The sequence below is a fragment of the Bacillus sp. FSL K6-1366 genome (assembly GCF_037976695.1).
Lineage (GTDB): Bacteria > Bacillota > Bacilli > Bacillales > Bacillaceae > Bacillus > Bacillus subtilis.
The window spans coordinates 280,081-292,851 of record NZ_CP150268.1; the positions used below are offsets into that span (position 1 = coordinate 280,081).

Genomic DNA, 12,771 nt, shown 5'->3' on the forward strand with positions numbered 1-12,771 from the left:
AAACATAAAAACGGCTCCGCAGCAAGCAGAGCCTCTGTCATCATTTAAAAAGCACCCCAGCTTACAACACTTGAGAGTGAAACATGAGCTCTCGTGTTATTTAACGGGTTTTGGAAAATAACCAAATCAGTCAGAACTTCTTTTACGATGACATTTTGAAGTGTATCTCCGTTGATCAAATTGACTTTTGAAACCGGTACGCCCAGCTCTTTTGCAAAAACAAGCTGGCGTCTGAGGTCAGATGGATTTCCTTCAGAAGACGATTGACGTATCAGCAGAATCAGCAAAAGCAAAATAAAATGCAGATCATCTTGGTTTTCTTCTCGATCCACTTGTTTCTCTAAATCCAAATCATCCCTCTCCCTTATCCTTATCTCTGTTTCACAATATGTGCGACTTCGATTTATGGTATAGGCTATGTCCACTCCATTAAAAAATCAGCATTTTCCTTAAATAGATGAAAAATAGATCAGGTACGGCGTTCGACTCATACCAAATAACAGCCGGAAGAATATGAATAACGTGAGTTCACTATCGAATAGGAGGTGTGTGTAATGAGCTCTGAAAATGCACAGTTAAAAAAGGATTTAATTAAAGCCGTTTTAAGCCCTTTATTTCCAACTGCAACAGAAGGAGGAGAAAATATGGATAGTAATCTTAAAGCCTTGCTTGATGCTGCCATCGATCAAAAAGTAGATGAAAGTGAAACGGTTACGGCAGAATCTATTTTAGACCCTTCTCTTCCGGCAAGATGGATTTTTGCCAGAATTACGCCAGGCACAACAATCAGCATTGTGACTGATTCAGGTGACATGATCGGACCGGTTGTTTTCGTTGCTTTCGATCAGGTTCACGGGATCGTATTTGTAACACAGGAAAGCTCCGTCACTCCGGCAGGCCAAGCTACAACATTAATTGATGTAGACAAAGTAGAAAGCGTTACGTTCTTTTCATAACATCCGATGAAAGTCTTGTATATCCAGTCGGGATACGGAGGAATATACAGTTATTTTGATCGCTGGGCTGAAGAATGTTTTCAGAACACTCATACAGAGTATATGATTGCAGATAAACCTGAAGCAGAATCTTTGATGAAGATCGAAGCGTTTCAGCCGGATTTCACACTTATGATGGTTGGAGACCGCGTTCCTCACGACTGGCTGACCTGGTTAAAGGGTAAGGATATCCCCGTGTATGTTTGGCTGACCGAAGACCCATTTTATATGGATATCAGCCTTCAGGTAATTAAGCTTGCTGACGCCATATTAACGATAGAACAAAATGCAGCTCTCTACTATCAAGAGCTCGGCTACCAGAACGTCTATTATGTTCCGATACCAGTTAACCATCGGCTGTTTAAAAAAATGGGCACCGAACATTCCTATCATTCAAATCTGTTAATCATCGGCTATCCTTACCCTAATCGGGTTCAGCTTATGAAAGAAGCGGTCCATCTGCCATTCACGGTTCGGGTAATCGGCAAGGAATGGGGAAAATATCTGCCTAAAAAAGTGCTCAAACAGCCGCATATTGATGTCGTCAGCACATGGGTTCCACCCGAACAGGCCGTTCATTATTATAATGGGGCAGACATCGTAATTAATGCGCATCGTCCCTATCATTTTGCTTTCAACCAAAATACTATGCGCATCAAAAATGCCAGTTTTAATAACCGAACGTTTGATATCGCTGCATGCGAAGCATTTCAATTAACAGATTTACCCGCGGCACATCCTTTTTCATCCTTTATTTCTTATCACGGCATGAACGACTTTAAGGAAAAAGCCGCTTTCTATATCTACCACCCTGAAGAACGGCAAAAAGCTGCAGCAGCCAATTATAAAGAGACCGTACCCGCATTTACGTTTGATGAGCTTCCTGCAAAACTAAAAGCGATTCATCTGGCGCTTTCTTGAAAAATCGTTCATTGCTATGAACGATTTTTTTATTCATAGAAAAAAGCAGCTGCACAAGCTGCTTTCTATTCTAGCCGTCAGAACGGTCTTTCAGCTTCCTCGGATTTACCTGTTTATGAAGATCAGGCATTTCGCCGAGATGCTGTGCAATTTGTTCCCACGATACAATTTTGAAATTTTGATTGACGGCTTGTCCGTTATCGATATTTTCGCCGTCCTGCGCCACAAAAATCCCGTATGGATATTTTGGGCCAAGTCCGAAACCGAGAACATCAATACCATCCGTGTCACTAGTACCGTCTATTTTCTCGCCATCTGTAATCTCAAAGTTGGCTACATAGCGATTTTTCCCCTGCCGTTCATACATTGCATAGCTGTTATTTCCTTGACTTGAAGCCATGAGATATCCTTTGCCATTTGGTGCATAATAGATTGTCAGTCCTTCAATATCAGCTGTCAAATGATCTCCTGTCGCACGGTCGACCACCTGCCCCTTTGATCCTCCGCCGGGCTCAGCGTTAAATTTCCAGATGGCCTCATCTTCCTCTGCTATGTATAGGTTTCCGTACTCATCATCCGCAACAAGGCCTTCGGTCTGAGAATTCAACTTAAATTCACGCACCTTTTTCCCTGTTACATAACCCTTTCCACCATCAACAATTTCATACTGCTCAAATTCCCCTTGTTTGCCTGTCACTAATGCGTAAAATGCTCCTGTTTTCTGGCTGTGATACAAGCTGAATCCATAAACCTCAGAAATATTGGTGGAAATAGGATGGTTCGGATCTGTAATGCTTTTCAATTTTCCTTTATCCCCGTCTATTGCATATACTTCAATTGTATTTTTTCCTTCGGACCGGTTGGATGCGGCAGCAATATCAATTTTTTCGCCGTTCAATGGAAAATCATAGCGCAGATCGACATTATTGAGCTTGCCAAACTCATAAGAATGAAGCTGTTTTCCGTCTAAATCATACACAACGAGCCCTGACTTCTTATTTGTTGTAATCAACTTGCTTTTTTCCGGGTGTTTTTCATGAACCCAAATGGCCGGGTCATCTGCTGCATCATCGCCAGATGCGACCGGATCTGTCTCCGTGTGTGCAGTCACTTTGAAATGATGTTCCTCATTCACATAATGAGCCGACACCGAGGTTGCTGTCAGGCTAAGCAATAAACCCGCGGCAGTGCTTAGCAGCATTGTTTTTGAAACCTTCATTTGGTACCCTCCTCTTTTATCACTAACACTACTATTGTAAAATATATACAGGTGATTACCGTGAGGAAAATGAACCTTTTTTTATAGGGTTTCTGACTCATAAACAACTTATTCCCCAAAGAGGTACGTGAGATGACTTTGCCAGATTTGCTTTTGCGGAGCGAAATAAAAATATGTTGAATATTTAGTACATTGTTTATTTAGTTTTGTTGTTCCCTAGTTACGTCCGTTTTTCCATTTTCTATTAAAAAAGAACACTTTGTGACATGATCATTCCCCTAAATTTTGTTTTATTGGTTGCTTTCATTAATTCGATTACAAAGTTGAACATATGATGCATGGTAGAGAAACGAGAGTTGGAGGATAAGCCATGCCTAAACAGCAAACAGCAGAACTAAAACCATTTTTCCATAACAAAACAGTTTTAGTCACTGGCGGAACGGGTTCAATCGGGAGTCAAATTGTCAAACGCCTTTTGATGCTTACACCTAAACAGGTGATTGTATTCAGCAAAGACGACAGTAAACAGTATGTCATGAGCCAAAAGTATGCGGAGGATAAGCGGCTATTATTTGTACTTGGAGATATACGCGATCACAGAAGGGTGAATCAGGTGATGAAAGGCGTCGATATCGTCTTTCACGCGGCTGCGCTGAAACAGGTTCCGACATGTGAGGACCATCCATTTGAAGCGATCCAGACCAATCTCATCGGCGGACAAAATGTGGTGGAAGCTGCCCTTTCACACCGAGTGCAGCATGTCATTAATATCAGTACAGATAAAGCAGTATCTCCTGTGAACACAATGGGTGCCACCAAGCTGTTATCTGAAAAGCTGTTTCATCAAGCAAACCGCCACGTCCAAAACAAAGGAACCTTGTTTTGTTCGGTCCGCTTTGGAAATGTTCTCGGTTCCAGAGGTTCGGTCATCCCCATATTATTTGAACAGATGATGGAGGGTGAACCTCTGACCATCACAGACAAAAACATGACTAGATTTTTCATGTCAATAGACGATGCAGCTACATTGACATTACAATCGGCTGCTATTACAAAAGGCGGAGAAACCTTTATTTTCAAAATGGAATCACTGAAACTTGAAGAACTGATTCATGGGTTTGAAGAATATGCATCGCAGCACGGGCTCCCGCGGCCGGCTGCAGTAGAAGTGGGCAAGCGTCCAGGTGAAAAGCTTCACGAAGAATTAACATCTCCACATGAAATTGAATCACTGTATGAATGGGGCAACCTTTATGCGATCCTTCCAGAGCCGGAAAAACATCCTGACTTTCGCAAAGTCAATCTGCCTGGGTATCAATCAGATCAAGCCCCGCTCATTACGAAAGAAAGAATTGCACAGATTATTGAAGAATTGCATCAAGAGAAAAAGGCATAAAAACAAGCCTGTCTATCCATTAGGCAGGCCTGTTTTTAACAGTTTATTTATTAAAGAGATGCAGATAGCTTTCGTATCCTTCTTCTTTTAGCTTATGCTTCGGAACAAACCGCAGCGCTGCTGAATTTATGCAGTAACGAAGTCCGTTTGGACCAGGTCCGTCATTAAATACGTGGCCAAGATGAGAATCAGCAGTTCGGCTTCTTACTTCTGTGCGAATCATGCCGTGGCTCGTGTCCAGTTTTTCTTCCACTTCTTCTTCTTCAACCGGCTTTGTAAAGCTTGGCCAGCCGCAGTGGGAATCAAATTTATCCTTGGATGTAAACAATGGCTTGCCTGACACAATGTCTACATACAACCCTTCTTCCTTATGATCCCAATATTCATTTTGAAATGGCGGCTCCGTGCCGTTATTTTGCGTTACTTCATATTGCATGCGATTTAATGACTTTATTTTTTCTTCTTTATTGTACGCCATTTATTTAGCCCCCCAATGCTCGCTGATAAACCCCGCACGTCCGGAACCTGTCCGGTAGCGCTGATAATGTGCTGGATTCTTTTTATAAAAATGCTGATGGTAGCCTTCCGCTTCATAGAAAGGTTCAGCTTTTAAAATGTCCGTTACAATCGGATCTTTAAAGATGCCGCTTTCCGCCAGACGTTGCTTGGAAGCTTCCGCAAGCTCCTTTTGTTTATCATTATGATAAAAAATGGCTGCGCGATAGGAACTGCCGCGATCAGCAAACTGCCCCCCGGCATCTGTCGGATCGATTTGCTGCCAAAATAATTCAAGCAGTTTTTCATAAGGGAATACATCAGGATTAAACGTGATTTGAACGGCTTCACGATGTCCCGTCGTTTCACTGCACACCTCTTCGTACGTAGGGTTTTCAGTATGGCCGCCTGTATACCCGGACACCACTTTTTCAATTCCCGGCTGTTCGTCAAAAGGTTTAACCATACACCAAAAACAGCCTCCTGCAAATGTGGCGATTTCTTTTTTTTCAGACATACTGGTGCCTCCTTTGTTAATACGTGGTATTATTATATTATAGCATGTAAAAATAGAATGAAAATGATTCTGCTTTTCAATAAAATCTATAGGTTTTAAGCAATATGCTTATGTAATGGAGGTTCACAAATTTGAAAGTAAGAACACAGATGATGTACGATATGGAAACTTTACTCCGTAAAGTCTTTAAACAAATACGCAATGAAATCAATGAAATTTTAGATAAAGAGCTGTCGCGGAATGAATTCACCATTCTTCGAATCCTTAGTGAACAAGGGCCTAAAAAAGTCACTGAATTTGCGCCTATTTTAGAGGTATCGGCAAGCCACATTACGGCTGTGACCGATGCGCTGGTAGAAAAGGAATGGATTACGAGAATCAGATCGAAGGAAGACAGACGCATCATCCGCATTCATATCACTGAAGCAGGCGAAAAAGTCCTTCAGCACTTTAACGAGAAAAAAACGGAATATTTCTTTAAACGCTTTGACTGCTACACTGATGCTGAACTTGCCACGTTAATCGAGCTCTTCAGCAAACTTGATAAAAAACGGTGAAAAAAAGCACATACCGATATATAGGTATGTGCTTTTCGCAGTGCTTCACTTATTTTTCAGTAAACAGCTTCATTGCTTTCCAGCGGCCATATCTATAATACAAAAATGCCGCGCAGCTGCTAAATAAAAAACTCATTCCGATTCCAAGCCCGATTCCTTTTTGTCCAAGCCAAGCTGAAAATAGAGCTGTGAAAGGATATCTCAACACCCAAAACGAGATTAAATTTAATACCAGAACCTGCAGCATCGCTCCCGCGGCCCTGACGATTCCGTTCAGCACAAAATTAATCCCAATAAAAGGGTAGAAAAACGCGATCCACTTCAAATATTGTTCACCAAATGCGACCGCATCAGGCTCACTGATAAATAACCTTATGAGATATTTACCAAATACCCAAATCATAACCGCAATCACCAGCATGCAGGAAATAACAGCTATCACACCTAGCCTTGCAATTGTTCCCACTCTTTTTTCGTTTCCGATTCCAATATTTTGCCCTGCCATACTATTGACGGCCGTACCGGCAGCCATTGCTGGAAGCGTGATGATGCTATCAAGCCGCTGCACCGCGCCAAATCCTGATACCACGTGATCCCCGTATGAGTTAACAACACTCATAATCGCCATCATACCGCCTGTAATCACCATCATCTGCAGACCTGCCGGAATCCCGAGTTTCAAAATTAGCGCGGACTCTTCCCACTTGGGCATTCTCGGAATCGAGAATGGCACAAGCTTGTGTTTGATGACATAAAACAACCCATACAGAAACGCAATGCCCTGTGACAAAATCGTTGAATAAGCCGCTCCCGCTATTCCCATGCGGAACACAGAAATAAAGAGCGGCGCAAGCACTGTATTCAGTACAACAGCAAACGCAATAAACCGGAGAGGTGTCTTGCTGTCGCCCAGCGCACGAAGCACAGTACTGATAAAGTTATAACCAAACAAAAATAAAATGCCGATAAATTGAATCTGTAAATACGTCTCAGCAAGCGGAATCATTGACTCCGGCGTTTTTAGAAGACGCAGCAAAAGCTCTGAGAGAAAAAAACCGGCAACGCCGAATCCGATGCTTAGGCCTGTTAATAAAACAACAAAAGCGTTAATATACGACGCCATTCCTTTTACATCATCTTTTCCTTTTTGCTGAGATAAAATGGTTAACGTCGCATTGTTAAGGCCCAAAATAAAAGACAGCACGGTCAAAACAATCGTGCTTGATACCGCGGCTGCCCCAAGGGCCTTTGCCCCCAGTAAATTGCCGATCCACAAGCTGTCTATAAATTGAAAGGAAACCTGCAATGCGTTTCCGAGCATAATAGGCATTGAAAACAGTACAAGCTGTTTCAGCACATTCCCCTGTGTAAAATCGTATGCTTTCATCTTTTCTCCTTGTGTTCTCAAATTTTCTTCGGACCGCACGAAAAAAGAGACGTTGTTTCATGTCTCTTTTTTCATGACTTATCGGTTTTTTTTCGGTCTCGCATACCGAATGTAAACACCATCACACTTAGGAACAAGGCACAATAGGAAACATTCAAATACATTTGATCCATGTCTTCAGCAGCCAGATGATGATAAGCAAGCCAGCCGAAGTACAGGGAAAATGTAAAGGATAATAAACTGAAATACTGGTAAATCCGTTTCATTTTCAGTCACCTCTATTGTTTAGGATGGTAATAGGAAAACTCAATTTCATCTTTTTCTAAATTTATCTTATCCGCTTTGACATACATTCCATTCGTTAAAGGCATTTCTGACAAACGCACTTCAATGCTTTTATCTCCGGGGTGAACATGGACAAATGACGGCAATTCATAAAAGCTGTCCATATAATTTAACACAAAGCTAATTGGTATACTCAATTTCCCTAACGAAAATTTCGTGACATTCAGCTCTACATCACCGTTTTTTTTCACGGTCGGCTCAAAAGCGATAAACGCATCAATAGACGTGGAAAATGCCTTGATTTTCCCTGCGACATGAACATCATCATCAATCTCTACTTTATAATCAAGCTTGTTTGATGCTTTGTCGTTTAAATATGAGTTAACAAACGCAGCTAATGATTCTTTTGTGCTTGTCACTTGAAATCCATACTCGCTCTCAGATGCATCTTTCACCTGAGCCTGTTCCCCCGGGAGCAAAACAAGTGCCACAAACCCGGCGGCGAGGATAAAATTGATTGCAAGCAATATAAAAAACAGTCGCTTCCACTTATTCATGCTGTCACCCTACTCTTTCGGTAATCCTTCTTTTTTAATGGCTTGATAGACGCGCTTTGCGATAAGAGAATAACCCGTACCATTAGGATGAAAATCATCCTCCTCAGAAATTCGGCTGCTGTCACTTTTTTGATTGAACAAATCTTCGATATGAACGATTTTTGCATGTTTATCTTTTTTCAGCTCTTTTTCAGCAATATGGTTCCAATCCGTGACGACACCATTTATTTCATTTAGTTCTGATAATGTAAACGTAAACGGATTGTACATGCTGACATAAATCAGCTCAGCGTGATCATTCAGCTCGCGAATTTCAGAAATGATTTTTTCAAAGCGCTTTTCGTACGGTTTTTCCGCTTCCTGAAACGGTTCAACGGTTAATTGCAGAAAGTTTTGGCGAAGGATTTTCATCAAATCATTACCGCCAATTGTAAAAAAGACATAATCTGCGTCCTTTATGCCTTTTTGAACCTTTTTATCTTTTAGTTTTTCTAATAAATCATCCGAACGGTTCCCTTTTACGGCATAATTTTTCACGTCGACCGTTTTGACTTGTTTATCTGACCGGATAGAATCCGCCACCTTGCCGACATATCCCTTTCCGTCGGGATCTCCGACTCCTTCTGTCAGCGAATCTCCGACAGCCGCTATGACAATGTGTTCTTTTGTTTTCGTTTCATGGGCTTTTTGTTTTCCCTCAGATGTTGTACGTATGCTCGTACACGCAGTAAGAAGCAAAATCAAACTGGCCATGATTGAAAAAATGCGCAGCTTCAATCTTGTTGCTCCTTCCCATTCTACTAGTGGAAAGTGTATCATGTTTTAGAAGATTTGCAAATGCCTAGTCTCTTAGCTTACTTGAGTGTACTGGCTGACTTCACATCGGAAATGATATCATCGTACGGTGTATTCTCCACTCCATTGTAATCTTTCAGCACCTTACCGTCCGGACCTACCAAATAAAAAGAAGATTGATGAATCACTTGGTCCTCTCCCTCCGGCTTCTTTACAATCGCTTTAAAGCTCTTAAGTGCAAACTCCTCAATCTCACTCTGGCTGTATCCCGTGAGAAAATCCCAGTTATCAAAAGATAATGGATAATTTGCGGCAAATTTCTTCAGCTGTTTCGGCTTATCGTTTTCTGGGTCAACACTAAATGATATGATGCGGACATCTATATTTTCGGCTTTCAGTTTTTTTTGCAGATCGGTCATATGAGCGGTCATTGGCGGACATATAGTTTCACAATTGGTAAAAATAAAATCCGCCAGCCATACTTCTCCTTTTAAACTCTCTAAAGAAACGTTCTTGCCGTCTTGGTTTTGAAATGTAAAAGGCTCCACCTCGTAATTGAGCGGATTTTTAATCTGCTGTCCTCCGCATGCACACAAAAACAGAAAAAACAGCCCAGCCGTTAACCCCTTGATAACCTTCATGACATCCATCCTTTCCAGCCAGCATAAAAACGCTTTCTAAAACCGTCCTTACTGTCCCATGTTTGTATTCGATACTGAGCAAAAAAAATCCTGCATGCCTCCCCATTAACGATTACAAAGGAGGGCATGCAGGTAAAAAACGGCATGTTACGCGTTGTGCTTTAACACCTCTTGATGAAATACAGCCTGATAATCTGCCCACTTCATCCGGCGCTTCATATAATGTCGGAAAGAATACACTTTTGCCCTGCTGTTTGATGAAAACACTTCTTTTAAGTAGAATTGCAAATGGTGATGTAACATAAAGAAATAGTGCTCATCTTCCTTTAATACAGGTATTTCTGTCACTTTCACCTGAATCCCGTCACCGCGTTTGAACTCTAGGCTTTTGAGTAACAAGCTATCAATCCTCTTTTTTGTTTTTCTTCTATTATATATGATGCCAGCCGGGCTGTCTGTCATTTTGCGCGGTTGTGTAAAAAAATTAGATTAGCAAATGGAACAAGTCCTCATCCTTGTTCACCTCTACATAATGAAACGGTTTTTTGTTCATCCGTTCAATCAGCGGCCCATAATCGGCTTTGTTCTGCAGCTCGATGCCGACAAGAGCAGGTCCATTGCTTTTATTATTTTTCTTCGTATATTCAAACCTTGTAATGTCATCATTCGGCCCGAGGACTTCGTCAAGAAATTCGCGGAGCGCCCCCGCTCTTTGCGGAAAATTGACGATAAAATAATGCTGAAGGCCTTCAAAAATCAAGGAACGCTCCTTCATTTCCTGCATTCTTCCGATATCGTTATTGCCCCCGCTTACCACACACACCACGTTTTTCCCTTTAATTTGATCCTTGTACAAATCAAGCGCTGCGACAGAAAGAGCTCCAGCCGGTTCAGCAACAACCGCACATTCGTTATATAATTCAAGAATGGATGTACATACTTTTCCTTCAGGCACAAGGAGAATGTCATCAACGACAGTTTCCAGCGTCCGGAAGGTTTCCTCGCCAATTTTTTTAACAGCTGCACCATCTACAAACTTATCAATTTTATCAAGTGTGACGACATGCCCAGCTTTGTTTGATTCAAAGTAGGATGCCGCTCCCGCCGGCTCAACAGCAATTACCTTTGTATCAGGAGACACGTTTTTCAAATATGTACCTACCCCAGAGAGAAGGCCGCCGCCTCCGACACTTGCAAAAAGAAAATGCGGTTCTGTATCAATGTCATTTAAAATCTCGACTGCGAGCGTTCCCTGTCCGGCCATCACATCCGGATCATCGAACGGATGGATAAACGTCCGAGATTCCGCCTCACAGCATTCAGCAGCGCTTTTATACGCGTCGTCAAACGTATCGCCTGTCAAAATAATATCGATAAATCCTTTTCCGAATAGTTCAACTTGAGATACTTTTTGTCTCGGTGTAGTAGACGGCATAAAAATTTTCCCGTGAATGCCAAGATGTTTACACGAAAATGCCACACCTTGAGCGTGATTTCCGGCACTTGCACACACAACTCCGTTCTCTGTCTGCTCGCTGGAAAGCTGTTTCATTTTATGATAAGCCCCTCTGAGCTTAAAAGATCTGACAACTTGCAAGTCTTCGCGTTTTAAATAGATATTGCATTCATATCTCTCAGAAAGTCTGTCATTCCTCTGCAAAGGTGTGTGAATGACAACGTCCTTTACGTTTTGGTGAGCCTTCAAAATGTCTTTCACTTGGATGAGAGAGTTTTCTTTAAGCAACGGTTTCATGTACAGATTCCTTTCTTGTTTTAAATCCCTATTTAATATGCCATTATAACATGAATATTCAAAAAATAAGACAATTATTTTTATTTAATAATTAAAAAAATACAGACTATGTCCACCACATCTTGTGGTAACTTCTGTTCAACCATTATCCTGCAGAGCCAAGAAAAAAGATGATCGTAAAATAAAGGGTGTTTTCAACCAAAAGGCATGATATAATGAAACCAATTAGAACCAAAAGGAGCCAATTGATGAATAGTGCACCAAAACTCAATACATTTCAACATCTAATCGGAGAACATCAAACTTTTCTGGAAGCGAAGCGAATCGCCAAGCAGTTCTCGTTATCGGAGCTTCCTGTCTTAATAACAGGAAAAATCGGAACAGGCAAAAATCACTTCGCACATGCCATACACTTGGAATCTTCGAGAAGCAATGAACCGTTTATAAGCGTCAATTGCAGCACCCATTCGGAAGAAACCCTTATTCATGAGCTTTTTGGCCCTAACGGAAACACAGGTGTTTTTCAAAAAGCGGTACGAGGAACCCTTTTTCTTGATGATGTATGGCGCATGCCTGCTTCTGTACAAGCTCAGCTGTTAAAAGCGCTTGATTCAGACACGGAGAAACCGCGAATGATCTGTGCTTCTGCAGACCGATCCGTGGAACATACATTCAGGCAAGACTTATTCTACAGACTGAACATTTTAACGCTCACACTGCCTGAATTATCGGAACGAAAAAGCGATATTCCGCTTTTGACACAGCATTTTCTCTCAAATTCCGGTCAGCAATTGTTAATCGATCCCTCCGTTTTTCCCGTGCTTGAGAAGCATGCATTTGAAGGCAATGTCAGGGAATTAAAAAACGCTGCAGATTATATGACGGCAGTATCAAGTGGAGGAACGATCCAGCCATATGACCTGCCGCCATATATTAGAGGCGCGATAGACGGAAAAACGTCGAAGAAAAAAGCGAAGCTGCTGACTTTAATGGAAAAAGCTGAGTTTTTGTTTATTTTGGAAACAATAAAAGTATTGAACGAAAAAGGAGAGCCTGCCAGCAGACGGATCATTTCTGAACACAGCAAAAATACCCAAACCTCGTTAACTCCTCAGCAGGTCAGAAGCCGTCTCGACTATTTGGAGAAAAAAGATTATGTCACCAAAAGCCGCGGACGCGCAGGCACAAAAATTACCTTTGAGGGCTTGAGCTTTATAGAGACGTTAAAAAATCAAATGATCTAGCGATCGAAA

General features: G+C 41.6%; 16 protein-coding genes. 5 read left to right on the forward strand and 11 right to left on the reverse strand.

Translation table 11 applies throughout. The features are described 5' to 3' along the window. Positions 1–44 precede the first annotated feature (44 nt). Positions 45–350, reverse strand: coding sequence for a spore maturation protein CgeC (gene cgeC / locus MHI44_RS01365; protein WP_033884741.1), 306 nt, complete (start codon positions 348–350; stop codon positions 45–47). A 204-nt stretch (positions 351–554) separates the two neighbouring features. On the opposite strand from cgeC, the gene cgeA reads away from it, so the two are divergent. Together cgeA and cgeB are read left to right on the forward strand one after the other, a co-directional pair. Then, positions 555–956 carry a spore crust protein CgeA gene (gene cgeA / locus MHI44_RS01370; protein ID WP_003230824.1) on the forward strand — a complete coding sequence of 134 codons (402 nt, stop codon included), beginning with the start codon at positions 555–557 and terminating at the stop codon, positions 954–956. Positions 957–962: 6 nt separating this feature from the next. Further along, positions 963–1,916 carry a spore maturation protein CgeB gene (gene cgeB / locus MHI44_RS01375; RefSeq protein ID WP_041336460.1) on the forward strand — a complete coding sequence of 318 codons (954 nt, stop codon included), beginning with the start codon at positions 963–965 and terminating at the stop codon, positions 1,914–1,916. 70 nt (positions 1,917–1,986) lie between these two features. On the opposite strand, the gene MHI44_RS01380 is transcribed toward cgeB, so the two are convergent. Beyond that, positions 1,987–3,135 carry a phytase gene (locus tag MHI44_RS01380; RefSeq protein ID WP_015251871.1) on the reverse strand — a complete coding sequence of 383 codons (1,149 nt, stop codon included), beginning with the start codon at positions 3,133–3,135 and terminating at the stop codon, positions 1,987–1,989. Between the two features lie 370 nt (positions 3,136–3,505). Here MHI44_RS01380 and MHI44_RS01385 point away from each other — a divergent pair, with 370 nt between their 5' ends. Continuing rightward, a complete protein-coding gene (locus tag MHI44_RS01385) occupies positions 3,506–4,531 on the forward strand; it encodes a nucleoside-diphosphate sugar epimerase/dehydratase (RefSeq protein WP_032722019.1) in 1,026 nt (341 codons plus the stop codon). A 43-nt stretch (positions 4,532–4,574) separates the two neighbouring features. Here the strand turns inward: MHI44_RS01385 and msrB are convergent, their stop codons facing one another. Together msrB and msrA are read right to left on the reverse strand one after the other, a co-directional pair. Continuing rightward, positions 4,575–5,009 carry a peptide-methionine (R)-S-oxide reductase MsrB gene (gene msrB, locus MHI44_RS01390; protein ID WP_339202733.1) on the reverse strand — a complete coding sequence of 145 codons (435 nt, stop codon included), beginning with the start codon at positions 5,007–5,009 and terminating at the stop codon, positions 4,575–4,577. Next, positions 5,010–5,543 (reverse strand): peptide-methionine (S)-S-oxide reductase MsrA, encoded by a 534-nt coding sequence (gene msrA / locus MHI44_RS01395; RefSeq protein ID WP_014477117.1) that lies wholly within the window; start codon positions 5,541–5,543, stop codon positions 5,010–5,012. 131 nt (positions 5,544–5,674) lie between these two features. Here msrA and MHI44_RS01400 point away from each other — a divergent pair, with 131 nt between their 5' ends. Continuing rightward, complete coding sequence (locus MHI44_RS01400) at positions 5,675–6,100, forward strand: MarR family transcriptional regulator (RefSeq protein WP_004398634.1); 426 nt, start codon at positions 5,675–5,677, stop codon at positions 6,098–6,100. A gap of 49 nt (positions 6,101–6,149) precedes the next feature. On the opposite strand, the gene MHI44_RS01405 is transcribed toward MHI44_RS01400, so the two are convergent. The 7 genes from MHI44_RS01405 to ilvA form a co-directional block, all read right to left on the reverse strand. Then, complete coding sequence (locus tag MHI44_RS01405) at positions 6,150–7,487, reverse strand: MATE family efflux transporter (protein ID WP_024572007.1); 1,338 nt, start codon at positions 7,485–7,487, stop codon at positions 6,150–6,152. A 71-nt stretch (positions 7,488–7,558) separates the two neighbouring features. Next, on the reverse strand, positions 7,559–7,753 hold the full coding sequence (gene ypmT, locus MHI44_RS01410; protein ID WP_003230808.1) for a protein YpmT: 195 nt from the start codon (positions 7,751–7,753) through the stop codon (positions 7,559–7,561). Between the two features lie 12 nt (positions 7,754–7,765). Next, complete coding sequence (locus MHI44_RS01415) at positions 7,766–8,329, reverse strand: YpmS family protein (protein WP_003230807.1); 564 nt, start codon at positions 8,327–8,329, stop codon at positions 7,766–7,768. Between the two features lie 9 nt (positions 8,330–8,338). Further along, positions 8,339–9,106: an SGNH/GDSL hydrolase family protein gene (locus MHI44_RS01420; RefSeq protein ID WP_339202735.1), complete on the reverse strand. Its 768-nt coding sequence runs from the start codon at positions 9,104–9,106 to the stop codon at positions 8,339–8,341. A gap of 77 nt (positions 9,107–9,183) precedes the next feature. Further along, complete coding sequence (scuA, locus tag MHI44_RS01425; RefSeq protein WP_014477121.1) at positions 9,184–9,765, reverse strand: cytochrome c oxidase assembly accessory protein ScuA; 582 nt, start codon at positions 9,763–9,765, stop codon at positions 9,184–9,186. A 147-nt stretch (positions 9,766–9,912) separates the two neighbouring features. After that, positions 9,913–10,164: a DUF2535 family protein gene (locus MHI44_RS01430; RefSeq protein ID WP_004399020.1), complete on the reverse strand. Its 252-nt coding sequence runs from the start codon at positions 10,162–10,164 to the stop codon at positions 9,913–9,915. A gap of 85 nt (positions 10,165–10,249) precedes the next feature. After that, positions 10,250–11,518, reverse strand: a complete 1,269-nt coding sequence (gene ilvA / locus MHI44_RS01435) for a threonine ammonia-lyase IlvA (RefSeq protein WP_003230803.1) — start codon at positions 11,516–11,518, stop codon at positions 10,250–10,252. A 248-nt stretch (positions 11,519–11,766) separates the two neighbouring features. On the opposite strand from ilvA, the gene MHI44_RS01440 reads away from it, so the two are divergent. Beyond that, positions 11,767–12,762, forward strand: a complete 996-nt coding sequence (locus tag MHI44_RS01440; RefSeq protein WP_339202737.1) for a sigma-54-dependent transcriptional regulator — start codon at positions 11,767–11,769, stop codon at positions 12,760–12,762. The last annotated feature ends 9 nt before the right edge of the window (positions 12,763–12,771 follow it).

Coding starts and splice junctions, on each gene's coding strand:
- ilvA (WP_003230803.1), bottom strand. CDS start 11,518: ATGAAACCGTTGCTTAAAGAAAACTCTCTCATCCAAGTGAAAGACATT.
- msrB (WP_339202733.1), bottom strand. CDS start 5,009: ATGGCGTACAATAAAGAAGAAAAAATAAAGTCATTAAATCGCATGCAA.
- MHI44_RS01405 (WP_024572007.1), bottom strand. CDS start 7,487: ATGAAAGCATACGATTTTACACAGGGGAATGTGCTGAAACAGCTTGTA.
- msrA (WP_014477117.1), bottom strand. CDS start 5,543: ATGTCTGAAAAAAAAGAAATCGCCACATTTGCAGGAGGCTGTTTTTGG.
- MHI44_RS01440 (WP_339202737.1), top strand. CDS start 11,767: ATGAATAGTGCACCAAAACTCAATACATTTCAACATCTAATCGGAGAA.
- ypmT (WP_003230808.1), bottom strand. CDS start 7,753: ATGAAACGGATTTACCAGTATTTCAGTTTATTATCCTTTACATTTTCC.
- MHI44_RS01385 (WP_032722019.1), top strand. CDS start 3,506: ATGCCTAAACAGCAAACAGCAGAACTAAAACCATTTTTCCATAACAAA.
- MHI44_RS01415 (WP_003230807.1), bottom strand. CDS start 8,329: ATGAATAAGTGGAAGCGACTGTTTTTTATATTGCTTGCAATCAATTTT.
- scuA (WP_014477121.1), bottom strand. CDS start 9,765: ATGAAGGTTATCAAGGGGTTAACGGCTGGGCTGTTTTTTCTGTTTTTG.
- cgeB (WP_041336460.1), top strand. CDS start 963: ATGAAAGTCTTGTATATCCAGTCGGGATACGGAGGAATATACAGTTAT.
- cgeA (WP_003230824.1), top strand. CDS start 555: ATGAGCTCTGAAAATGCACAGTTAAAAAAGGATTTAATTAAAGCCGTT.
- MHI44_RS01380 (WP_015251871.1), bottom strand. CDS start 3,135: ATGAAGGTTTCAAAAACAATGCTGCTAAGCACTGCCGCGGGTTTATTG.